The sequence below is a fragment of the Actinoplanes xinjiangensis genome, from assembly GCF_003148685.1.
In the GTDB taxonomy this organism is placed as follows: Bacteria; Actinomycetota; Actinomycetes; order Mycobacteriales; family Micromonosporaceae; genus Actinoplanes; species Actinoplanes xinjiangensis.
Genome location: NZ_QGGR01000001.1, coordinates 280546 through 304119 on the forward strand (window position 1 = coordinate 280546; position 23574 = coordinate 304119).

General features: G+C 73.6%; 18 protein-coding genes. 10 read left to right on the forward strand and 8 right to left on the reverse strand.

What is annotated here, in order from left to right:
• Positions 1-62: 62 nt before the first annotated feature.
• The 5 genes from BC793_RS01235 to BC793_RS01255 all read right to left on the reverse strand — a co-directional run bounded on the left by BC793_RS01235 (position 63) and on the right by BC793_RS01255 (position 4861).
• Positions 63-1247, reverse strand: a complete 1185-nt coding sequence (locus tag BC793_RS01235) for an ABC transporter permease (RefSeq protein WP_109588657.1) — start codon at positions 1245-1247, stop codon at positions 63-65.
• Entirely contained in the window at positions 1234-1911 is a 678-nt protein-coding gene (locus BC793_RS01240) for an ABC transporter ATP-binding protein (RefSeq protein ID WP_109588658.1), read from the reverse strand. The genes BC793_RS01235 and BC793_RS01240 overlap by 14 nt, the downstream gene beginning before the upstream one ends.
• Entirely contained in the window at positions 1908-3236 is a 1329-nt protein-coding gene (locus BC793_RS01245; protein WP_307784564.1) for an efflux RND transporter periplasmic adaptor subunit, read from the reverse strand. Before BC793_RS01245 ends, BC793_RS01240 begins: the two co-directional genes overlap by 4 nt.
• Positions 3237-3311: 75 nt before the next feature.
• A complete protein-coding gene (locus tag BC793_RS01250) occupies positions 3312-4067 on the reverse strand; it encodes a L,D-transpeptidase family protein (RefSeq protein ID WP_239169797.1) in 756 nt (251 codons plus the stop codon).
• A 128-nt stretch (positions 4068-4195) separates the two neighbouring features.
• On the reverse strand, positions 4196-4861 hold the full coding sequence (locus BC793_RS01255) for a CAP domain-containing protein (RefSeq protein ID WP_158319176.1): 666 nt from the start codon (positions 4859-4861) through the stop codon (positions 4196-4198).
• Between the two features lie 221 nt (positions 4862-5082).
• Between BC793_RS01255 and BC793_RS01260 the strand changes: the two genes are divergently transcribed.
• The 8 genes from BC793_RS01260 to BC793_RS01295 all read left to right on the forward strand — a co-directional run bounded on the left by BC793_RS01260 (position 5083) and on the right by BC793_RS01295 (position 15734).
• On the forward strand, positions 5083-6429 hold the full coding sequence (locus BC793_RS01260; protein WP_109588661.1) for an acyltransferase family protein: 1347 nt from the start codon (positions 5083-5085) through the stop codon (positions 6427-6429).
• A 201-nt stretch (positions 6430-6630) separates the two neighbouring features.
• Positions 6631-7128 carry a chemotaxis protein CheW gene (locus BC793_RS01265; RefSeq protein WP_239169796.1) on the forward strand — a complete coding sequence of 166 codons (498 nt, stop codon included), beginning with the start codon at positions 6631-6633 and terminating at the stop codon, positions 7126-7128.
• The gene (locus BC793_RS01270; protein ID WP_109588662.1) at positions 7125-8492 is read left to right on the forward strand and encodes a CheR family methyltransferase; all 1368 of its coding nucleotides are present in this window, start codon (positions 7125-7127) and stop codon (positions 8490-8492) included. Before BC793_RS01265 ends, BC793_RS01270 begins: the two co-directional genes overlap by 4 nt.
• Entirely contained in the window at positions 8489-9034 is a 546-nt protein-coding gene (locus BC793_RS01275) for a chemotaxis protein CheW (RefSeq protein ID WP_109589069.1), read from the forward strand. The genes BC793_RS01270 and BC793_RS01275 overlap by 4 nt, the downstream gene beginning before the upstream one ends.
• Positions 9031-10500 (forward strand): methyl-accepting chemotaxis protein, encoded by a 1470-nt coding sequence (locus BC793_RS01280; RefSeq protein WP_109588663.1) that lies wholly within the window; start codon positions 9031-9033, stop codon positions 10498-10500. The genes BC793_RS01275 and BC793_RS01280 overlap by 4 nt, the downstream gene beginning before the upstream one ends.
• Positions 10500-12623, forward strand: a complete 2124-nt coding sequence (locus tag BC793_RS01285; RefSeq protein WP_109588664.1) for a hybrid sensor histidine kinase/response regulator — start codon at positions 10500-10502, stop codon at positions 12621-12623. The genes BC793_RS01280 and BC793_RS01285 overlap by 1 nt, the downstream gene beginning before the upstream one ends.
• Before the next feature lie 55 nt (positions 12624-12678).
• Positions 12679-13749 carry a chemotaxis-specific protein-glutamate methyltransferase CheB gene (gene cheB / locus BC793_RS01290; RefSeq protein ID WP_109588665.1) on the forward strand — a complete coding sequence of 357 codons (1071 nt, stop codon included), beginning with the start codon at positions 12679-12681 and terminating at the stop codon, positions 13747-13749.
• The gene (locus tag BC793_RS01295; RefSeq protein ID WP_109588666.1) at positions 13746-15734 is read left to right on the forward strand and encodes a response regulator; all 1989 of its coding nucleotides are present in this window, start codon (positions 13746-13748) and stop codon (positions 15732-15734) included. The genes cheB and BC793_RS01295 overlap by 4 nt, the downstream gene beginning before the upstream one ends.
• 6 nt (positions 15735-15740) lie before the next feature.
• Here BC793_RS01295 and BC793_RS01300 read toward each other — a convergent pair whose 3' ends face one another.
• From BC793_RS01300 to BC793_RS01310, 3 genes are all read right to left on the reverse strand, one after another.
• Positions 15741-18077, reverse strand: coding sequence for an N-acetylmuramoyl-L-alanine amidase (locus BC793_RS01300; RefSeq protein WP_146246153.1), 2337 nt, complete (start codon positions 18075-18077; stop codon positions 15741-15743).
• Between the two features lie 286 nt (positions 18078-18363).
• Positions 18364-20859: an FtsX-like permease family protein gene (locus tag BC793_RS01305; protein WP_109588668.1), complete on the reverse strand. Its 2496-nt coding sequence runs from the start codon at positions 20857-20859 to the stop codon at positions 18364-18366.
• Positions 20856-21623, reverse strand: coding sequence for an ABC transporter ATP-binding protein (locus tag BC793_RS01310; RefSeq protein WP_109588669.1), 768 nt, complete (start codon positions 21621-21623; stop codon positions 20856-20858). Before BC793_RS01310 ends, BC793_RS01305 begins: the two co-directional genes overlap by 4 nt.
• 142 nt (positions 21624-21765) lie before the next feature.
• Here BC793_RS01310 and BC793_RS01315 point away from each other — a divergent pair, with 142 nt between their 5' ends.
• Together BC793_RS01315 and BC793_RS01320 are read left to right on the forward strand one after the other, a co-directional pair.
• Complete coding sequence (locus BC793_RS01315) at positions 21766-22935, forward strand: sensor histidine kinase (protein ID WP_109588670.1); 1170 nt, start codon at positions 21766-21768, stop codon at positions 22933-22935.
• Complete coding sequence (locus BC793_RS01320) at positions 22932-23570, forward strand: response regulator transcription factor (RefSeq protein WP_109588671.1); 639 nt, start codon at positions 22932-22934, stop codon at positions 23568-23570. The genes BC793_RS01315 and BC793_RS01320 overlap by 4 nt, the downstream gene beginning before the upstream one ends.
• Positions 23571-23574: the final 4 nt, after the last annotated feature.

Below are 23574 nucleotides of genomic sequence, written 5' to 3' on the forward strand. Positions count from 1 at the left end.
GAAACCATCATTCGGTTCCGGGGGGCGTCACCTGAGGCGTTGCCCGATGGCCCGGCGGGGACTTATTCGGTACGCAGCGCGACCACCGGATCGAGCCGGCCGGCCCGCTGTGCCGGAACCACACCGAAGACGATGCCGACGGCCGCGGACACCCCGAACGCGAGTGCCATCGACCACCAGGTGAGGGCCGCCGGGACCGGGCTGAGCCGGTCGACGAGCAGCGCCGTGGCGCCGCCGAGGAGCATGCCGAGAATGCCGCCGGTGGTGGTGAGCAGCACCGCCTCGAGAAGGAACTGGATGCCGATGTCGCGGGGCCGGGCGCCGACCGCCTTGCGCAGACCGATCTCCCTGGTCCGTTCGCGGACCGAGACGAGCATGATGTTGGAGACGCCGACGCCGCCGACGAGCAGGCTGATCCCGGCGATCGCGGCGAGGACGCCGGTGAGCACGCCGAGGATGTCGCCGAGTACGCCGAGGATCTGTTCCTGGGTGACCGCGGAGAAGTCGGTGTCCGGGTGGCGTTCGGTCAGGGCGGCGACGACGGCGGCGGAGAGTTCGCCGATCCGCTCGCGGTCGGGGGCGCGGATGGCGAGGCCGTCGATGCGCTCGGTGCCGAGCAGGCGCTGGGCGGCGGTGACCGGAACGTGGACCTCGCCGTCCCGGTCGACGCCGAGGCTCTGCCCGAGCGGTTCGAAGACGCCGATCACCCGGAACCGCACGCCGCCGATGGTGACCTGCCGGCCGACCGGATCACGATCGGCGAACAGGTCACGGGCCAGGCCGGCGCCGAGGACCGCGACCCGGCGGCCGGTGCTGACGTCGGTCCTGGTCAGGTAGGTGCCCCGGTCGAGGCGGCGGACGAAGACGGTCGGCGTGGTCTCCAGGACGCCCTGCATGCTGGCGAACCCGCTGCGCGACCCGGCGCGCACGGTCTCGCCGGAGGCGATGGTGACGGCGACCCGGCTGCGGTCCCCGACGACCCGGTTGATCACCTCGATGTCGTCGAGGGTGAGCGGCGAGGAGGTGGGCGCCGAACCGGCCTGGAGACGCCCGGGGACGACCAGCAGCAGGTTGGAGCCGAGGCCCTCGACCTGGTTCTCGATCTGCTGTTTGGTGCCGGTGCCGATGGCGACGAGGGCGACGACCGCGGCCACGCCGATGATCACGCCGAGCATGGTGAGCATGCTGCGCAGCCGGTTGGCGCGCAGCGCGTCGAGGGCGACCCGCCAGGCCTCAGCGAGTCTCACTGATCAGCCCGTCCTTCATCACGATCTGCCGGCGGGCGCGGGCGGCGACGTCCCGGTCGTGGGTGACCAGGACGACCGCGACGCCGTCGTCGACGAGCGATTCGAGCAGGGCGAGCACCGACTGGCCGGTGGCCGAGTCGAGGTTGCCGGTCGGCTCGTCGGCCAGCAGCACGGACGGGCCGGTCACCAGGGCGCGGGCGATCGCGACGCGTTGCTGCTCGCCGCCGGACATCTGGTTGGGGCGGTGCGTGATCCGGTGGGCGAGACCGACCCGTTCGAGCATCGCGGCGGCGCGTTCCCGGCGTTCCCGGCGGCCGGCACCGCGGTAGACCAGGGGCAGGCCGACGTTGTCCTGCGCGGTGGTCCGGGCGAGCAGGTGGAACGACTGGAAGACGAAGCCGATGGTGGTGTTGCGCAGCTCGGCCATCTCGTCGGGGCTGAGCGTGCTGACGTCCCGGCCGCCGATCAGCAGGGTGCCGCCGGTCGGGCGGTCGAGGCCGCCGAGCAGATGCATGAGGGTCGACTTGCCGGAGCCGGAGGTGCCGACGATCGCCACGTAGTCGCCCGGCTCGACGGTCAGGGACACCCCGCGCAGCGCCTGCACCGAGACTCCGTCCAGGTCGTACGTGCGGCTCACGTCGTCGGCGACGATCGCGGCGGTCACGGCACCTCTTCGCCGGCGCCGACCTGGTCGGCGCCCGCGACCACGACCCGGTCCCCCGCGCTCACGCCGGAGACGATCTGCACGGTGTCCTCGCCCTGCACGCCCAGCCGAACCGGCACGGCGGTGTAACGGCCGTCCCGGACGGTCCAGACGGTGTCCCGGCCGTCGGCGCGGACCACCGCCGAGGCGGGCACGGTGACGGCGCCGGCGGCCTGCCGCACCTTGAGGCGGATGACCGCGCTCATGCCCGGCCGTGGGACCGGGGCGGCCTCGCCGCTGTCCGCGAACGATCCCTCGCCGAGCTCGAGCCGCACCCGGTACGAGACGCCGCCGCGGGCCGACGTGGTGGGCAGCAGGTCGACGGCCCGGACCGTGGCCGGATAGCCGGCACCGGGGGCGGCGTCCAGCTCGACCTCCGCCTCGACGCCCTCGCCGACCAGGAGCACGTCGGTCTCGTCGACCTCGGCGGAGAGACCGAGGCGGCCGGTGTCGACGACGGTCACGACCGGGGTGCCGGCGGTGATCCAGCCGCCCTCGGGGACCGCGGCGTCCACCCCGGACACCGCACCGGACGAACCGGACGGGGCCTGCCCGCTCCCCAGGAGCCCGGCCAGTGAGCTGCCGCCGGCCTGCGGCGGGCCGCCGAGCTGCACCACACCCGCCACCGGGGCCCGCAGGGTGAGGGCGTCGACGGCGGCGTCGGCCAGCTCGTACGCCTGCTCGGCCTGCAACCGCTGGGCGGCGGAGAGGGCGCCCATGGCACGGCTGAGGGAGGCGACGCCGCGCTGCACCGACCGCAGCGCGGTCGCCGAGGCCGCCGAGGCGGTCTCGTAGTTGCGTTCGGCGGCGTCGACCTGATGCAACAGGGTCTTCTTGACCTGGGGGTCGGTGATCTGTGCGGCGGCGGTGCGGGCCTGCTCGAAGGCGTCCGCGGCCTGCCGGTCGGTGCGTGCCCGCACGGCCGCGAACTCGGCCGTGCCGCCGGTGCCCACCGTGCCGCCGGACGGGGCCTGCTCGACGGCCTCGGCGGCGGCGTCGCGACGGCGGGACAGCTCGGGTGAGTCGATGACGGCGAGCACGTCACCCTTGCGGACCCGCTGGCCGGGCTCGACGTGGAGTTCGCGGAGGGTGCCGGAGGCGGGCGCGGTCAGGGTCGCCGCGGTCCGCGCGGTCACCGTGCCGGGCGCCTCGACGATCTCGTCGACCGTGCCGACCTCGGCGTTGCCCAGCCGGACCGGGTCGGGCGCGTCGTCGCAGGACGCCGCGGTCATCGGCAGGAGCACCAGGACGCCGGCGGCGACCACCACTGCACGGGAGCGATACACGATCGCCACTCTATGCCGCCGACGACGAAGCGGGCCGTCCCCGCAGGGACGGCCCGCTTCACTGTGACGAGACGATCAGGTGCCGGGGCGACGGCCGAAGACCTTCACGGTCATGCCGATCTTGCCGATGCTCCAGTACTTCTGCGCGTCGGACTGGAGGAGGTTCACGCAGCCGTGCGACCCGCGCCACTTGTCGTGGATGTAGGTCGTGGTCTGGTGGAAGCCCCGCCCGCCGATGAAGCGCTGCCAGTACGGCAGCCACACCTCGTACGGGTCGGACCACTCCTTCTTCGTCCGCTTGTTGATCGTGAAGGTGCCCGCCGGGGTCCGGTAGCCCTTGTACCCGGTGCGGGTGATGGTCGGCTTGACGTGCACCGCGCCGTTCTTCATCACCCACGTCGTCTGGTTGGTCAGATCGATGCAGAAGGTGATGCCCTTCTTCTTGGCCTTGCAGGCCGCCGTCCTCGTCGCCGCCAGTCGCTTGGCGACGTCGTAGGTGGTCGGGCCGGCCAGGCCCTTGGCCGGCTGGATGCCGAAGCGCTTCTGGAACTTGACGATCGCGGTGCAGTCGGCGGGCGACTGCTTGCCGTCGACCGTCACCGTGCCGTATCCACCCAGCTGCTTCAGGTAACCCTCGACCTGCTTCTGGTACTTGCCGGTCGCGCACGACGCGGCGGCCGCCTTGGTGACCACCGTGGTGGTCACGGCCGCGGTCACCGGCGCGGACGCACCGGCGCTCGCCGGCGTCAGCGCGAATGCGCCGAGACCGCTGCCGACCAGTGCGGCCGTGACCGCACCGATGAGGCGAGCGGAAACCCGTCCCCTTGCCAACGTTCCTCCCCAGGAGTTATGTCCGCACATCGAAGCACAGCCGGACCACCTGTGGCGTAGGGGGAAGGCCGGTGACACGAAACCGGTATGCCATCGGCATCCGGAGCCACCGGCTTGAGGTGATTCAGCTACGGGGGGGTGGCGAATTCCTGCACCCAGTAGGGCGTGTCGTCGGCGGCCAGCGCCAGGCCGACACCCATCTGGTCGAGCCGGCAGTCCAGGATGTTCTCCCGGTGGCCGGGGCTCCTCATCCAGTCGGCCATCACCCGGAAGGGGCTGGCCTGGCCCTTGGCGATGTTCTCGCCGTAACGGCGCCACACGTACCCGGCGTCGCGCACCCGGCTGCCGGCCTTCTCACCGGACGGTGACTCGTGGTCGAAGTAGCCGCGCCGCGCCATGTCGGCGGCGTGCCGGTTGGCGGCCTCGATCAGCCGCCGGTCCAGGGTGATCGGGTCGCAGCCGGCCTCCCGGCGGCGCTGGTTGACCAGCGCGAGGATCTGCTGCTGAACCGGCGACTGCGCGCCGGGCCCGGCCGACGCGGCGGTCACCGCGGTCCGCGACGCCACGATCGGGTCGGCGCCCGGCACGGCGGCCCGGCCACCCGGGCGTTCCACCCGGGACCGGACGGGCCGGGACGGCCGCAGCGGTGCGTCGCCCCAGCCCGCGACGGGCGGCCGTCCGGTCGCCGCGGTGTCCGGTGTGCCCGGTGGCCCGTACGCCAGCGCGGGAGTGGCGCAGCCGCCCACCGCCAGCGTCGCCACAGCCAGCCCGAGCCCCACCGAAGGTTTGCGCATGTCGCCGTCGATCCCTCTGCTCACGCGTCCCGGCCGCTCCGGGGCGCTCAGTGATGACCAACGGCACGGCCAGGGGAAACGGAACGGAACCCGGATCATGCATGTCGCACAGCCGCACCGGGTTCCGGCGCTCTTCCGCCTATCGGGGTAATCCACTCAGTCCGATCTCCCGGTCCCCGCGGTGGTCCCCGCCGTGGGTTCGCCGTCGCTACGGTTTCGCGGTGCGCAACCGATACCTGGACACGCTTCGTGCCGCGGCGATCGTCCGGGTCGTCGTCTATCACCACTTCGGGTGGGCGTGGCTGTCGCTCGCGCTGCCGGCGATGGGCATCATGTTCGCGGTGGCCGGCTCGCTGACCGCGGCGTCCCTGGAGCGGCGCCCGGCCGGCCCGGTCGTCGTGTCCCGCCTGCGCCGCCTCTTGCCTCCACTGTGGCTGCTCGGTGTGGTCGTGGTCCCGGCCATGATCACCACCGGCTGGACGGTGGAACCGGCCCGGATCCTGCTCTGGGTGCTGCCACTGGCCGACCCGCCCGGCAGCGAGGCCGCGATCGATGCGTGGGAGCCGCTCTGGTACATCCGCGCCTATCTGTGGTTCGTGCTGCTCACACCGCTGCTGTACGCGTTGTGGAAGCGGATCGGCTGGGTGCTCGTACTGCTGCCGGTCGCCGGGCTCGCGGTTCTGGACCGGACCGGGTTCACGCTGCCGGCCGCGGCCGACTCCGTCATGTGGGACCTGGTCACCTACGGTGCCTGCTGGATCGCCGGGTTCGCGCACCGCGACGGCCGGCTGGCCCGGTTGCGGCCGTCGGTCGTGGCCGGTGCGGCGATCGGGCTCGGCGCGGCCGCCCTCTACTGGCAGAACGGCCACCAGGGCGCGGCCGCCTGGGACCTGAACGACGTGCCCGAGTCGCAGGCGCTGTGGTCGCTGGCGTTCGTGCTGCTGATGCTGCGCTGGCAGCCGGACATGACCCGGTTCTCCCGGATCCGGCCACTGGACCGCCTGATCAGCCTGCTCACCGGGCGGGCCGTCACCATCTATCTGTGGCACAACATCGCCATCGCGGCGATCTGGCCGGTGCTGGAGCTCACCGGCCACGACGACCTGGGCCGTCTGGAACAGCCGGTCACCCTCGCGATGACGTTCCTGCTCACCGGGGTGGCGGTGCTCGCCTTCGGCTGGGTCGAGGACCTGGCGGCGGGCCGGGTGCCGCGGCTGTGGCCGGCCTACCGGCCGCCCGGCGAGGCACCACCCGTTCCGGAGCCCGCCGCCACCACCGTGCCGGCGGCCGGGGTAGAGCCGATCACCGAACAACTCGTCCGGGACGTACGGCCGGCCGCACCGGTTCCGGCCGGGCGGCCGGAGACCCCGCGTCCCCCGCAGCAGGGGCGCCGTCACGCCTCCGGGGAGCCGGTCACCCAGCGCATCGTCCGGGACATGCCGGTGGCCGGGCGGCCACCGGGCCGGGCCGGCGGGCACGAGGGTGTGCCGTGGGCCGGGAACACCGTCCCCCAGCCGGGCCGGCCATCCCTGCCGCTGCGGTTCACCGGGCAGGACGGCGCCCCCTGAGCAGGCCGGCCCGGCGCGCGGAGGGCGGCCGCGCGCCGGGACCGGCCGTCCACCGGCCACCCCACCGGACGCCCACCGGCCGTCTCCACCGGGCGCCCCACCAGACGCCTCGCCGGCCGGGACGGACGGGACGTATACGGCGTACCCCAGAAATGCTTTGAAAACGAGCGAAGCTCGCAAAACGGTGGCTAGCCTGGGGCCGTGGGGGGGCTGCCGGGTGGTGTGCTGACTCCGGCGCCTGCCGCCGGAGTGCCCGCGCTGGTCTTCCGCGCCGGACCGCTCTACTGCGCGCTGCCGCTCGGCGAGGTCATCGAGACCATGCGCCCGCTGCACACCCGGCCGCTCGCCGGGACCCCGTCCTACGTGCGCGGGCTGACCATCCTGCGCGGCGCCCCGGCCCCGGTGATCGACATGACCCGGCTGCTGACCGGTGTCGAGGCACCCGTCGACCGGTACGTCGCGGTGCGTGCCGGGCGCGGCCCGGTCGCCTGCGCCACCGGACCGGTGCTCGGCGTGCGCGACGTCGAGGTGGCGCCGCCGGAGGGGCCGGCCGCCCTGTTCACCGGCGTCTCCAAGGCCCTGATCGCGGCGGTCGGGACGGTCGGGACGGAACCGCTGCTGCTGCTGCACAGCATCGCCGCCGTGCCCGACGAGGTGTGGGAGGCAGCCGGTGGCCCGCCACCGGAGGTCGCGTCATGATCAGCGCGGTGTCGCTGAGCCGGTTCCGGGAGCTGCTCCAGCGACGCCTGGGCTGGACGTTCGCCGACAACGACGTGGGACAGACCGCCGAGGTGCTGGCCGCCCGCGCACGGGCGCACGGGCTCAGCGACCGGGAGTATCTGGACCGGTTGGCCGGACGACGGTGGACGGCCGAGGTCGCCGAGCTGGCAGGTGCACTGAGCATCACCGAGACCTACTTCTTCCGGCATGCCGAGCAGTTCCGGGTGCTGCGCGAACGGGTGCTGCCGGAGCTGATCGAGACGCGGTCCGGGCAGCGGGTGCTGCGGCTGCTCTCGGTCGGCTGCTCGTCCGGGGAGGAGGCGTACTCGCTGGCCGTCGCGGCGATCCAGGCGCGGCCGGGACCGGACTGGATCGTGACGGTGACCGGCGTCGACGCCAACCGGGAGATGCTGCGCCGGGCCCGCGCCGCGGTCTACTCGTCCTGGTCCCTGCGCGACACCCCGGACGACGTACGCCGCCGGTGGTTCCGGCCCGTCGAGGACGGCTTCCGGGTGACCGACGAGGTGGCGGCGGCGGCCCGGTTCGTCGAGCACAACGTGGCCGCCGACGACCCGCAGCTGTGGCACCCGGCCCGTTACGACGTGATCTTCTGCCGCAATCTGCTGATGTACCTGACCGCGGACGTCGCCGCCGAGCTGATCCGCCGGATGACCCGGGCCCTGACCGACGGCGGGTTCCTCTTCCTCGGGCACACCGACTCGCTCGGCAGCCGCCCGGACGGCCTGGACGTCTGCCACGCCGACGGCACCGTCTACTACCAGCGGCGGGTCGTCGCCCCACCCCGCGACCCGGCTCCCGCCCCGCCACCCCGGCGGGTCCGGGCCGAGCCACCGGCACCCGCCGTCGTCCGCGACGACCCCCGGCGGGTGCTCGGCCTGATGCGCGACGACCGGTTCGCCGAGGCCCTCGACGTCGCCGGGGACGCCGACTCGCTCATCCGGGGCGTGCTGCTGGCCCAGGTCGGCCGGGTCGGCGAGGCCCGCGACACCGCGAACCGGCTGCTGCACGCCGGCGGGCCGCAGGCCGACGCCCACCATCTGCTCGGCGTCTGCCACGAACTGGACTGCGCGGACCTGGCGGTCGGGCAGTACCGGCTCGCCGCCTACCTGGATCCACGGTTCGCGATGCCCCGCCTCCGGATGGGCCTGCTCGCCCGGCGGCGCGGCGACGACCGCGGCGCCGCCGACCACCTGTGCGCCGCGCTCGAACTGCTGATCGGGGAGAAGGACGAGCGGATCGTGCTGTTCGGCGGCGGGTTCGGGCGGATCGCCCTGACCACGCTGTGCCGCACCGAACTCGACGCGTGCGGGGTCCGCCGATGACGCGGCCGGAGACCGTGGCCGAGCGGGTGACCCGCCTGCGTGACGACTTCGACCGGTCCTTCGCCGAACCCGCACGCGTCTTCGACGACGAGAACATCGAACTGCTGGCGGTACGGGCCGGCGACCGGCCGTACGCCATCCGTCTGGCCCAGGCCTCCGGCGTGCATCCGGAGCGGCCGGTGACCGCGCTGCCCACCACGGTCGGCGCGCTGCTCGGCGTGGCCGGGTACGCCGGCGTCGTGGTCCCGGTCTACGACCTGGCCGCGCTGCTCGGGCACCCGATCCCGCAGCGGCCGCGGTGGCTGCTGCTCACCGCCGGCGCCCCGCCCCTGACCCTCGCCTTCCATGAACTGGAGCGGCACCTGCGGGTGCCGGCCACCGACGTGATCGCCGGGACCGTCGACAGCGCCGGCCGGCACGGCTGCCTGCACGGCATGGTCCGGCTGGCCGACGGCAACCGGCCGATCGTGGACGTGCCGGCCACCCGCGAGCTCGTACACCAGCTGGCCGGCCACCGGCCCGTCTCCGAGGAGTCCCGATGATGGCCGGACGCACCTACGGCGGGAAGCTGGCGATCGGCGTCGGCATCACCGTCCTGTTCACCATGCTCACCATCGTCACGTCGGTGGTCGGCCTGGTCTTCGTGGTCAACGCCAAGGACGCCGCCATCACGTCGGCGACCGAGGACCTGACCGGCGCCGGGAACCTGAGCCGGACCATGGAGACCCGGATCGCCGACTACCGGACGTACCTGTTCAACAAGTCGGCCGAGAGCGCCCGGCTGACCGAGGACCACCATCAGGCGTTCCGCCGGATGCTCGACGACCTCCGCCGCAGCATCGACGATCCGGAGGTGCTGGCGAAGCTGGACCAGATCGCGGATCTGGACGACGGGCACGCGGCGGCGACCGCCGAGGTGATGGCCGCCCGGCGCACCACCGACGACACCTCGGCCATCGACCGGATCAACGACACCACGGTCGTGCCGGCCCGCGAGCAGTTGCAACAGGCGATCACCGACCTGATCGAACTGGTCCGCGGCGACGTCGCCGCGGACCGGGAGGCGGCCTCGACCCGCGCCACCCAGGCGATCGCGCTGGTCATCGGCCTGGGTGTGCTCACCACGATCAGCGCCGTCCTCGTCGCCCTGCGGCTGAGCCGCGACCTCAAACGCGAGGTCGGCACCGCGGTCGGGCACATCCAGAGTTCCTCGGCCCAGCTGGAGGCGGCCGCCGCCCAGCAGGTCAACGGGGGCCGGGACCAGGCCAGCGCGATGAGCGAGATCACCACGACGATCAGCGAGCTGCTGATCACCTCCCGGCAGATCGCGGACACCGCCCAGCGGGTGTCGAAGATCGCCGAGGACACCGAGGCGGCGGCCCGGAACGGCGACGCCACCATCGGCGAGACCCGGGCGTCGATCGAGACGATCCGCTCCCAGGTCGACCAGATCGTCCAGCACATGCTCGCGCTGGGCGAGAAGTCCCAGCAGATCGGCCAGGTCGTGGATCTGGTGTCGGAGCTGGCCGAACAGACCAACATCCTGGCCATCAACGCCACCATCGAGGCCAGCGGGGCCGGCGAGTGGGGACGGCGGTTCGCGGTGGTGGCCGAGGAGATCCGCAAGCTCGCCGACCGGACCGCGGGGTCGGCCAAGGAGATCCGGACGCTCATCGAGGATGTCCGGGGTGCGGTCAACACCACGGTGATGGCCACCGAGATCGGGGCGAAGGCGGTCGACGCCGGGGCCCGCAAGTTCGACGACGCCACCAACTCGTTCCGGGAGATCGTGCAGCTGGTCGCCACCACCAACGACGCCACCCGGGAGATCGAGCTGTCCACCAAGCAGCAGACCACCGCCGTCGAACAGGTCAACGTGGCCGCCTCGGACACCGCCCGGGTGTCCCGGGAGACCGAGGCCAGCGCGGTGCAGACCAAACAGACCGCCGCCCATCTCAGCAACCTCTCCAGTGACCTGCTGGAAATGGTCGGCACCGGTCGGCACTGATGGCCGAGGGCAAGGATCCGCTGCGCTACTTCCGGATCGAGGCGCGCGAGCTGATCGACCAGATCAGCGCGGGTGTGCTCGACCTGGACCAGCGGGCCGGGCCGGAGCCGGTGGCGAAGCTGCTCCGCTTCGCGCACACGCTCAAGGGCGCGGCCCGGGTCGTCAGACAGAAGGACATCGCCGACCGGGCGCACGCGTTCGAGGAGGTCCTGGTCCCGCACCGGACCGGGGAGGCGCCGCTGGCCGCCGAGGAGATGCGCGAGCTGCTGCGCCTCAACGACGAGATCGCGGCGTACGTCTCGCTGATGGAACAGCCGCCCGCGCCCGCCTCCACACCCGCGCCCGCGCCTCCGCCGTCACCCTCACCTCCGCCGCCGCCTTCGCCCTCACCCGCGCCGGAACCGGAACCGGCACCCGCGCCGGCTCCCGAGCACCTCGAGACGGCCACTCAGCGGGCCTCCACCCAGGACCTCGACGAACTGCTCGACGCCATCGGCGAGACCAACACCCGGATGGCGCCGCTGCGGGCCGGCTGCGCCACCGTCGAGCGCCTGCACCGGTCCGCCGAGAGCCTCGTCGACCAGCTGCGCCTGGACCGGGGGACGGCGAGCGGGACCGCCCGTGCCGCCGCCGCACGGCTCGCCGGGGACCTCGGCTCGGCCGCCCGCCGGTTCACCGACGCCGTCGACCAGATCGAACGCGAGCTCGACGACGTCCGGGCCCGGGCCGAGGGGCTGCGGCTGGTGCCGGTCGGATCGGTCTTCACCACGCTGCGCCGGGCCGTCCGGGACGCCGCCGACGCCGAGGGACGGCGGGTCCGGTTCGTCGCGCAGGGCGGCGGGATCCGGATGGGCGCGCACCTGCTCGGCCCGGTCAGCGGCGCGTTCCTGCACGTGGTCCGCAACTCGGTGGTGCACGGGATCGAACCGGAGGACGTACGGCTCGCGGCCGGGAAACCGGCCGAGGGGACGGTCAGTGTCGAGGTCGAACGGCGCGGGCGGTTCGCGGTGTTCCGGTGCTCCGACGACGGGCGCGGGTTCGACCTGGACGCGCTGCGGCGTACCGCCGAGGCCCGTGGCCTGCTGCCGCCCGGCGCTCCGCCGCCGGACGTCGACGCCCTGCTCCGCCTGGTCCTTCAGGGCGGCATCAGCACCTCGCCGTCGGTGACCGAGGTGGCCGGCCGCGGCATCGGCATGGACGCGGTCCGTGAGGTCGGCGCCCAGCTCCAAGGCGAGGTACGGGTCCGCAGCACCCCCGGCCACGGCGCCACGGTGGAACTGATCATCCCGCTGGCCCTGCTGGCGATGACCGGCCTGATCGTCGAGGCCGGCGGGACCGTGGCCACCCTGCCGCTGGACGCGGTACGGGCCTGTGTGCGGCTCGGCGGCGACGAGGCCGTGGCCGCCGCCGCCAGTGGACGGCTGGTCCACGAGGACGCCGCGGCCCCGTTCCTGCCGCTGGCCGAGGTCCTCTACGCCGGGTCGACCGTCCCCGACTCCCCCGGCGTCGGCGCCGCCGTGGTGGTGAACGGGCCGGACGGTGTCTTCGCCATCGGCGTGGACCGGCTGGCCGGCACGTCCGCCCTGGTCGCCCGGCCGCTGCCGGAACTCGCCCCCGCCTCCCCGGTGATCGGCAGCGTCGCCGTCGACGCCGACGGCACCCCGCGGCTGGTGCTGGACCCGGCCGGCCTGGCCGAGGAGGTGCTGCGCAGCCATCACGGCGCCCGGCCGATGGTCGCCGCCGCCGCCGAGCCGCTGCCGATCCTGGTGGTCGACGACTCGCTGACCACCCGGATGCTGGAACGCAGCATCCTGGAGTCGGCCGGCTACGAGGTGGACCTGGCCGCGTCCGGTGAGGAGGGCCTGGAGAAGGCCCGGTCCGGGCGGTACGGCCTGTTCCTCACCGACATCGACATGCCCGGCATCGACGGGTTCACCTTCGTCGAGCGGACCCGCGCCGACCCGCAGCTCGCCGGCGTCCCGGCGATCCTGGTCAGCTCCCGGGCCAGCGCCGCCGACCGGGACCGCGGGCGCGCCGTCGGTGCCAGTGCCTACGTGGTGAAGGGCGAGTTCGATCAGGAGCAGCTGCTCGACCACATCCGGCGTCTGGTGGTCCGGTCGTGACCGGCCGCCACGCCGCGGCCGGAAGCCCGGGAAGCACGGCTCAGGAGGCGCTGCCGTGACCCGGGTGCTGATCGTCGAGGACTCCGCGACCATGCGGTACCACCTGCGCGAGGCGTTGCAGGCGGACCCGCAGCTGGAGATCGTCGGCGAGGCCGCGGACGGGGAACGGGCCGTGCAGATGGTCGCCCGCCTGCGCCCGGACGTGATCACCATGGACATGATGCTGCCCGGGATCAGCGGGCTGGCCGCCACCGAGCAGATCATGGCGGAGCACCCGACCCCGATCCTGGTGGTGTCGTCGGCCGACCGGGAGGAACTGTTCAGCACGTACAACGCGCTGGCCGCGGGAGCGGTGGACGTGATGGAGAAACCACGCGGCGACGACTCCGACGCGGACTGGGCGGTCCGCCTGCGGACGTCGCTGCGGATGGTCGCCCGGATCCGGGTGATCACCCATCCGCGGGCGAGGCTGGGCCGCCGGGACGTCCCGCCCACGCCGGCCGCGCCGGTGCCCGTACCCGTGCGGGTGCCCTCCAGCGGCGGGCTGGCCGTCGTCGCGGTGGGCGCCTCGACCGGCGGGCCGGCCGCCCTCACCGAGCTGATCCGCGGCCTGTCACCGAGCTTCTCGACACCGGTGCTCGCGGTGCAGCACATCGCCGCCAGCGAGCAGTTCGCCGAGGCGTTCTCCGACTGGCTGGCCGGGCAGACCCGCCGGGACGTGCGGTACGCCCGGGACGGCACCCCGATCAGCCGGGCCGCCGGGCAGATCCTGCTCGCTCCCCCGGACCGCCACCTGTACGTCCGGGACGGGCTGCTGCGGCTCAGCTCCGGGCCACCCCGGCACTCCTGCCGGCCGTCGGTGGACGTGCTGTTCGAATCGGTGGCCGACGACTACGGGGCGGGCGCGGCCGGCTGCCTGCTCACCGGGATGGGCCGGGACGGCGCGTCCGGGCTGCTCCAGATGCGCCACCGGGGGGCGGTCACGTTCGCCCAGGACGAGCACAGCTGCACCGTCTACGGCATGCCGCGGGAGGCGGCGCTGATGGGAGCGGCCGTCCACGTCCTGCCACCGTCCCGGATCGCCGCCCGGCTGAGCGAGCTGCACCCGGCAACGGTGCGCCGATGACACCGACCGTGCTGATCGTCGACGACAGCCTGACCGTACGGATGGACCTGCACGAGGCGTTCTCCGGCGACGGGTTCGCCACCATCCTCTGCGCCACCGGGGCGGAGGCCCGCACCGCGTTCACCGGGGAGACTTTCCAGGCGGCGGTCCTGGACGTGCTCCTGCCCGACGCCGACGGCCTGGAACTGCTCACCGAACTGCGGCGCACACCCGGCCGGGACGGGGTGGTGACGATGCTGCTGTCCAGCGAGAGCGAGGTCACCGACCGGCTGGCCGGGCTGCGCATCGGCGCCGACGAATACGTGGGCAAACCCTACGACGTCGGGTACGTGGTGGCCCGTACCCGCCAGCTGCTCGGAGAGACGTCCGACCGGGACGCCGACCGCACCACGGTCCTGGTGATCGACGACAGCATGACCTTCCGGGAGCGGCTGCGCGACCTGCTCGAACCGGAGGGCTACGCGGTGCTGACCGCGACCGGCGGCGAGGAGGGCCTGCGGATGGCCGCCGACCGCCGACCGCACGCGGTGATCGTCGACGGGGTGATGCCGGGCATCGACGGCGCCACCGTGATCCGCCGGATCCGTCTCGACCCGGCGCTGCGCGACACCCCCTGCCTGCTGATGACCGCGGCCGACGACTACGCCACCGAGATGCAGATGCTCGACGCCGGCGCCGACGCGTTCGTGCGCAAGCAGCAGGACCTGGCGGTGGTGCTGGCGAAACTGGCGGCGGTGCTGCGGCAGAGCGCCGAACAGCTGCCGATCGAGGCGCTCGGCGGCCCGCACGGTCCCGGCAAGGTGCTCACCGTCGGCCCGGACCGCGCCGAACTCGACAGATGGGGCGAGGCACTGCGCGTCGACGGGTACGACATCGTGCACGCCACCGGCATCGACGACGCCCTCGACCTGCTCGCCGCCCAGCCGGTCGACTGCATCGTGATCGCCCTGAACGGCGACGTCGACCGGGCCCGCGACGACTGCCGCCGGTTGCGGGAGGTTCCCGAGGTCGCCGACCTGCCGCTGGTGATGACCGGCGCCGAGGAGCGGATGCTGGACTGCCTGGCGGCCGGCGCCGACGACTACGTCCGCGACACCGACGTGCCGGAGGGGCTGCGGGTGCACGTACGCGCGCAGATCCGCCGCAAGCAGTCGCACGACGACGCCCGCCGGATCCGTGAGGAGCTGATGCGCCGGGAGCTGGACGCCGCCGAGGAGCGGGCCGCCCGGCAGCTGGCCGAGACCCGGGCGGCGCTGGTCGAGGAGCTGGAGTGGCGCAACCGGGAGCTGGAGGCGTTCTCCGGGTCGGTGTCGCACGACCTGCGCGGCCCGCTCCAGGTGATCAGCAGCTTCGCCGAGCACATGCTGGAGGAGGACGAGGAGCCGCTCGGCGAGAAGACCCGCTACCGCCTGACCCGGGTGCACGCGGCCGCGATGCGGATGGCCGACCTGGTCGAGTCACTGCTGATCCTGGCCCGCGCCAGCCGCGGTGACCTGCGGCGGGAACTCTTCGACATGACGACGACGGCCTGCCAGGTGATCAGCGACGTCGCGGCCCGCGACCCGGAGCGGCAGGTGACCTTCACGGTACGGGAGGGAATGACCGCCGACGCCGACGAGGGCCTGGTCCGGGTGATCCTGGAGAACCTGATCAACAACGCGGTGAAGTTCACCCGCAAGGTGGACCGCCCGGTCGTCGAGGTCGGTGCCGACGACGGCCGGTTCTACGTCCGCGACAACGGTGCCGGGTTCCCCGCCGATCAGGCGGGCCAGCTGTTCCGGCCGTTCGCCCGGCTGCACGACGCCCGCGACTTCCCCGGCACCGGCATCGGCCTGACCACCGTGCACCGGGCCGTCGAACGGCACGGCGGCGAGATCTGGGCGGAGAGCCAGGAGGGCCGGGGCGCCACGTTCTGGTTCACCCTGCCGCCCTCGCCGGAACACAGTGGACCCGAGCGGCGCGGCACGCCACGCCGCCCGGGTTGAGGAGCGTCAGCGGATGTAGGCCAGCCCGTCGGACACCACCGTGGTCCGGCCGGCCGTGCCCGCCACCACGATCGTGACGGTGTGCTTCTTCACGGCCGTCGACGACACCCACAGCGCCTGGCGGTACTTCGTGGCGGTGGCGCGGGTGTCGATGGTGGCCACCTTCCGGCCGTCGAGGTAGACGTACGCCTTGCCGGTCCTGGATCCGCGGGAGAAGATCAGCGCCGCCGACCGCCCGGTGAAGGTGTACGTCAGCTTCGCGTTCTTCGCCGTCGCCGCGAGCGCCTTACCGCCCAGGTAGGAGCCGCTGGTGCGCCGGGACCACGTACCGGACCTCTTGGCGGCGGTCTCGGCGGACAGCACGACACTGCGCGACATCCATGCGGCCCGGCTGTTGCCGGCCACGTCGCGGGCGGTGAGTCGCCACGTCGACGTGCCGGGCCGGACCGTGGTGGCCCAGCTCGCGGCCGGGCCCAGCGTCGCCGAACGCGGGCTGGTCACGGTGTAGCCGGCGAACCTGAGGTTGTCGGTCCCGGTCAGGCCGAGCCGCACCGGCACCGAGGTCGTGCTGTAGGTGCCGGTGATCAGGTTCAGCGGCAGGGCACCGCGATAGGTGGGTGCCGTGGGGTCGCCGTAGACGGTCACGCCGACCCGGGCGGTGCTGCCGGAGTCGTGCACGGCGCGGACCGTGACGCCGTGCCGGCCGGCCGGGATCGGCACCGTCGCGGTGCGGGCGTCGCCGGTCAGGGTGCTCACCACCGTGCTGTCGACCAGCACCTCGAACCGGGCCAGGTCGGCCGGCGGGGTGGCGATGTTCCAGTTCAGCTTCGCCGAGGACCGCACGTAGTACGCGCCACCGGAGTAGCCGCCGCCGGTCACCGAGGTCAGCGCCAGGCCGGTCACCATCTGCTGCGCCCTCGCGCGGATGTCGGCCAGCCGGGCATACAGGTTGGCGCCCGGGCAGACGGTGGCGTCGGCGTCGCGGTGGCCGGAGAGCCGGGGCACCGTGATCTGCGCGCCCTTGGCCAGCTTGTCGTTGGCCACCCCGGCGGTGAACGTGCCCTGGCTCGCCGGGTTGAAGTCGTACCTGCCGAGACGGGCCGCGCCGACCTGCGCGAGAATCGTCTCGACCGCGGCGGACGACGCGGCGGTCTCGTAGTTGCCGATCACCGCGATCGCGGCGTACCCGGTGTTGAAGCCGACCGTGGCGGCCGGGACGATGGCGTTCTCCACGCCGCCCCGGCGCCCCTCGAACAGCCGCCCGCACTTGTCGACCAGGTAGTTGTAGCCGAGGTCGGACAGGCCCTTGACGTTCACGTCGTTGCTCTGGATGGCGCGGACGATCGCCGCCGACTCCGAGCAGTCGTAGTCGTTGGTGGTGCCGGTGTGGTGCACCCAGACCGCGTTGACCACCTTGGCGTCGGTGACACTGCCGACGATCGTCTCGTCGGCGCTCCATGCGGTGCGCGTGTAGTAGACCGGGAACTGCGCCTTCACCGGCGCCGTCGAGGTGGGCGCGACGGTCGGCACACTCGCCGCGGCGGCCGGCGCGACCTCCTGGACCACCGAGTCGACACCGGTGCCGGTGTCCTGCCCGACCACCGGCGGGGCCTGCTCCTCGACCGCGGGGGGCGCCTCGGCCGGCTCCTCCACGGTCTCGTCGACCGGCCCGTCACCCTCGATCGGAGTGTCCCCGGGCACCGTCGTGCTCGCCGACGGCGACGGCGTGGGTGACGGCGACGGGTCGGCCGAGGCGCCCGGTGACGGCTCACCGCCGCCGCGGCCGCCGCTCTCCGCACCCGGGTCGATCAGGTCCAGCCGCAAACCCGCGGTGAGACCGGCCTTCCCGCCGATCCGGACCGCCACCCCGTCGGAGGGGCCGGCCCAGAGCGGTTCGGTGGCGCCCCGGCGGCCGGAGGCGGCCGCCTCGGCGGCGTCCGGGCCGGTGTCCGCCTTCTCCAGTGCCTGCCAGCCGGACCACTCACCGGTGGCGGCGCCGCGGGTGCGGACCTCGATCGTGCCGTCCGGCACGGCCGACGGATCCGGCCAGCTCACCCCGAGCAGACTGAACCGGCGGGTGTCGCGCTGGGCGATCTGCGCGGGGCGGCCGCCCGCGGTGAGGTCGACGCTGCTCAGCGCGGTCCGGATGCGGGGCGGCGCGGCGGCCGGGTCGGGTGGCAGCTCGGTCGGCGTCGCCGCCGGTGCGGCCTCCGCCGGTGCGGCCTCCGCCGGTGCGGCCTCGGCCGGTGCCGTCCCGGACGGCGAGGTCAGGACGGCCACGCCGCCCCCCGCCGCGAGCACGGCGACCGCCGTGCCGATACCTATAGCCAGCTTGCGCCGCATCCCCGTGGCCCCCGTGGTGAGAAAGATTCACTCGCGGCGGTGAACCTACCGGACGATCCACCCCCGTCCCGTCCCCCACAAGCGAATCGTGACGTGCCACCGACAACCCGCGGCTGGTTCCCACCGCTGTCTCGAGCGCCCGGAGACAGCGGTGGGAACCAGCCAGAAGCCCGCGGCTGGACGTCACCGCTGTCTCGGCGGCGCCGAGACAGCGGTGGGGACCAGCCGGGGACGGGGACGGCCCGCCGACCGGGAGCGGTCGGCGGGCTGTGGGGCCAGACGGCGGTCAGTCGGTGCCGAGTGCGGTCACCGGGCTCACCCGGGCCGCCCGGCGGGCCGGCATCACCCCGGCCAGGGCGGTCAGCGCCACCAGCACGACGAAGACCGCCAGGAGCTGCCACACCGGCAGGGTGAGCGGCGCGTCGTCGGCGAGGGCGGCGACCGCGAGCCAGGCGTACGGGACACCGAGCACCAGCCCGAGGACCGCGCCGATCACCCCGTACAGGGCGGACTCGGTGGTGAGCATGGCGTGCAGTCCGCCGCGCGACATCCCGACCGCACGGAGCAGGCCGGACTCGCGGACCCGTTCGACGACCGACAGCGCGGTGGTGGCGCCGACGCCGACGATCGCGATCAGGACGGTCAGGCCGATCAGGGCGAGCCCGATCACCATCACCGTCGCGAGCGCCGACTGGACCTGGTCGCGCTGGTCGGCGAGAACCTCGACACTGATCTCCGGCTGGGTACCGGCGGCCGCCCGCAGCGCCTGGAGACCCGCGGTCCGGCCCTCCTCACCGGTGCCGGCGGCGTCGGCCAGGAGCCCGGTCGGTGCGGCCGGGACACCGAGCTTCGACAGGTCGGACGGGTCGAGCAGCGCCTCGGTGTGCAGCGGGGTCGGACCGCCGAGGACGGCCGCGACGGTCAGGCGTACCTGCTTGCCCGCGCGGGTGAGGGTGATCTGGTCGCCGGTGGTGATCCCGCCGCCCTCGGCGACGTACCCGGCGATGATCGCGCTGCCGGGGGCGAGTGCGGTGACGTCGCCGGAGACCGTGTCGAGACCGGCCAGGCGGGGCAGTGCGGCCATCGACAGGTCGGTGGCCCCGGCGTCCTGGAAGTCGCCGACGGTGATCCCGGTGGCCCACCGGTACGGGGTGACCCGGGTCAGCTCGGTGCTCTGCTTCGCCCGGTCGGCGACGCCGTCCTTGAGGGTGGTGCCGGTGTTGCCCTTGAGTTCGAAGTCGGCGGGCGCCGCCGCGATCGCCTCACGTTCGGCGAGGATCCGGATCGAGTCGCCGCCGACCAGCACCCCGGTGAGCAGGGTGACGCCGAGCGCGACCACCACCGACACGGCGGCGGCACGCCGGGCACTGCCGCCGACACCACCGACGGCGAGCCGGCCGACCGGGCCCAGCCGGCGCAGCGGCCATCCGGCCAGCGCCAGGACCGGGCGGACCAGGACCGGGCCGAGAGCGATCAGCGCCACGAACGCGAGGCCGCCGGACGCCACGATGCCGAGCAGCAGCGTCTGCACGTCGACATCATCCTCGGGGGTCTTCGGCAGGCCGGTCCAGACCAGGGCGGCGGCACCGGCGGCGGCCACGGCCAGGAGCAGGCCGGTGATCGCCCGCAATCGGCCGATGCCCTGCCGGGCGCCGGTCGTCGACGCCGACCGCAGCGCCTCCAGCGGCGCGACCCGGGCCGCGGACAGGGCCGGGGCGAGGACGGCGACGACGGTGATCAGCACCGCCAGCGCGACGGTCCCGAGGGCCTCGGCCAGCGGGAACCCGGGCCCGGCGACCTCGAAGCCGAACGCGGACAGTGCCGGGGGCAGCAGGTGACCGACGGCGAGGGCGGCGAGTACCCCGGTGAGCCCGGCGACCACCCCGGTGAGCAGCCCTTCGGCGGCCAGCGCCCGGGTCAGCGCACCCCGGCCGGCGCCGACCGCGCGAAGCAGGGCGAGCTGGCGCATCCGCTGGGCGAAGACGATCCGGAACGTGGAGGCGGCGATCAGCCCGGCCGCGAGCACGGCCACCGCGACGAACACCTTGACCACGATGAAGACCTGGTCGACCTCCTCGGCGGCCTCGCGGGCCTCGGCGATCCGGGTGTCGTCGCCGGTGGTGATCTCCGGCGGGGCCTCGCCCTCGACCTGCGAGGCGATCTTCTCCTGTACGGCTGTCGCGTCGGCGCCGGCGTCGAGGCGGATGTCGACGCGCTCGATCCAGTCGTAGCCGGGCGAGCTCACGGTCGGCAGCAGCCCGTACGCCAGGAAGCCGATGTCGTCGCGCGGCTGCACCACCCCGACGACGCTGAGGGTGGCCTTCTTGCCCTCACCCAGGTCGACGGTGTGTTTCGAGCCGACGGTCAGCGCCATCCGCTCGACGGTGCGCGGGGTGACCGCGATCTCGCCGGCCGCCGTCGGGTAGCGGCCCTCGGTGACCTGGACGGTGCTGAGTGGCCCGCTGCCCGGGTCGGTGGCGAGGACCAGGTCACCGGCCGGCAGCCGGACACCCATCGAGGTGCGGACGGCGGTCTCGGCGACACCGGGTGTCGCGTTGATCGTGTTGAGGTCCGCCGCCTTGAGCCCGCCGTTCTGGACGACCAGGTCGACGGCCTCCGGTGTGCCGCTGAGCCCGTTGAGGACGCTGCGTTCGGTGATCTGCTGGGCCAGGACGGTGGCGTAGACGACGAATGAGGCGACGAGCACGGCCAAGCCGGTGAGCAGCAGCCGGGCCGGTCGCTTGCCGACCCCGGCGAGCTGGGTGCGCAGAACGGGATTCACCGGCCGGCCGCCAGGCTCTGGAGGGCGTCGGTGACGGCGGCGATGTCCGGCTGGTGGATCTCCCCGGCGAGGCGGCCGTCGGCGAGCATGACGACCCGGTCGGCGTACGCCGCGGCACCCGGGTCGTGGGTGACCATGACGATCGTCTGGCCCAGGTTGCGGGCCGAGTCGCGGAGCAGCGCGAGGACCTCGGCGCCGGAGCGGGAGTCGAGGTTGCCGGTCGGTTCGTCGGCGAAGACCACCTCGGGCCGGGAGACCAGCGCGCGGGCCAGGGCGACGCGCTGCTGCTGGCCGCCGGAGAGCTCGGCGGGCCGGTGGTTGAGCCGCCCGGACAGTCCGAGCGTGGTGATCAGCTGGTCGTGGAACTCGGTGTCCAGTTTGCGGCCGGCCAGGTCGAGCGGGAGCGTGATGTTGGCGGCCGCGGTGAGCTGCGGCAGCAGGTTGAACGACTGGAAGACGAAGCCGATCCGCTCGCGCCGGGCCTTGGTGAGCACCTTGTCCGGCTGCTTGGTCAGGTCGGTGCCGCCGAGCAGCACCTGGCCGGAGGTGGCGGTGTCCAGTCCGGCGAGGCAGTGCATGAGCGTGGACTTGCCGGACCCGGACGGCCCCATGATCGCGGTGAACCGGCCACGGTCGAAGCCCACGGTGACCCCGTCGAGCGCGCGGACCGCGGTGTCGCCGGAGCCGTACACCTTCACCAGGTCGACGGCCGCGACCGCCGCCAGGCCGTCGCGGTCCGTCACGGGTGAGGACTGCCTCTGCATGTGAGCTCCAAGCTCGTCGAACGAATCGGACGTGACGGATATTGTCCGATCGATGCGTACGGCACATCCGCCCGCTGTCAGGGGGCCGGGTCTTACTTTCGGCCGATGGTGACCGTCACCGGTCCGCCTACGCTGGGTCACGATGATGAACCTCGCCCTGCTCCGGATGGGTCAGCTCGCCGCTCTCGGCGCGCTGGCCCTGCTCGGCATCCTCGACCTCCGGGGCGGTATGGCCTCGGACAACTCGGAGGTGACCCTGTGGCGGGTCGCCGCCGCGGTCGCCGCGGCCGCGGTCTGGCTTCCGGCGCACCGGCAGGGTTCGACCCGCCTGCCGGTGGCCGCGATCGTGCTGGGCCTGCATTCGCTGCTGCTGACCTCGGTCCTGTTCATCTTCGGGGGGTCGGAATACAACTCGCTGTGGGGGCTGGCCGAGTCGTCGGCGCTGCTCGGCGTGCTGATGGTGGTGTCCCGCCGGAGTAGATCCGGCTGGGCCCTCCCGGCGGTGGCGGTGGTGCTGCTGGCGGTCGGCGCGATGCCGCTGCGGGCCGGGTCGGAGAGCATCGTCATCACGTTCGGCCTGATCCAGGCGCTGGCCGGGGCGGCCGCCATCGGCGTCGGCATCTACCTGCGCACGCTGGAGGGCAACCGGCAGCGGGCGGTCGACGCGATCCGGGCCGAGCAGCGCACCGAGTTCGCCCGCGACCTGCACGACTTCATCGCCCACCACGTGACCGGGATCGTGGTGCAGGCGCAGGGTGCCCGGTTCATCGCCGAGCAGGACCCGCAGCGGGTGCTGCTGGCGCTGGAGCAGATCGAGCAGGCCGGTGCGGAGACGATGGCGTCGATGCGGCGGATGGTCGGTGTGCTGCGCGACCCGGACTCGAAACCGGACGCGCCGCTCGCCCCGGTGTCCGGGGTGGCCGACCTGGAGACGCTGGTCGGGCAGTTCGACGCGGCCGGTGGCCCGGCGGCCCGCCTGCACGTGGACGGGGAGCTGGCCGGGATGCCCGTGGAGGTGTCGACGTCGGCCTACCGGGTGGTGATGGAGGCGCTGACGAACGTGCGGCAGCACGCGCGGGACGCCTCGTCGGTGGACGTGTGGGTGACCCGTACCCCCCTGCAGTTGATGGTCCGGGTGAGAAACGACGGACCCGCCGCCCGCACGCCCACCGTCCGGGAACGGCCGGGGTACGGTCTCGTCGGCCTCACCGAACGGGTCCGCGCCGTGGGCGGCCGGATCACGGCGGGGCCGGGCGTCGGCGGCGGATGGATCGTCGACGCGGTGCTGCCGCTGGAGTGGAGTGTCTCTTGATCCGGGTTTTGATCGCCGACGACCAGGCGATGGTCCGCACCGGTTTTGGCATGATCATCGGCGCTCAGCCGGACATGGAGGTGGTCGGTGAGGCCGCCGACGGGGTGGACGCGGTCGCCGAGGCCCGCCGGCTGAAGCCGGACGTGGCGCTGATGGACATCCGGATGCCGCGGATGGACGGCCTCCAGGCGCTGCGGCTGCTCGCCGGCCCGGACGTGACCGACCCGGTCAAGGTGGTCGTGGTGACGACGTTCGACCTCGACGAGTACGTGCATCAGGCGCTGCTCGGCGGCGCGGCCGGTTTCCTGCTCAAGGACTCCGGCCCGGCGCTGCTGGTGGAGGCGGTGCGGGCGGCCGCCTCCGGGGACGCGCTGATCAGCCCGTCGATCACGGTCCGGCTGTTGCAGCACCTGTCCGCGCCGGCGCCCGCGGGCGGTGACGGCGGGCTGTCCCCCCGGGAGCTGGAGGTGGTCCGCCTGACCGCCCGCGGCCAGACGAACGCGGAGATCGCCGGCGAGCTGTTCATCTCGGTCGGCACGGTGAAGACGCATCTCGGCAGCATCCACGCCAAGCTGGGCACCCGGAACCGGGTGGAGATCGCCGCCTGGGCGTGGGAACGCCGCCTGGTGAGTTAGGGCC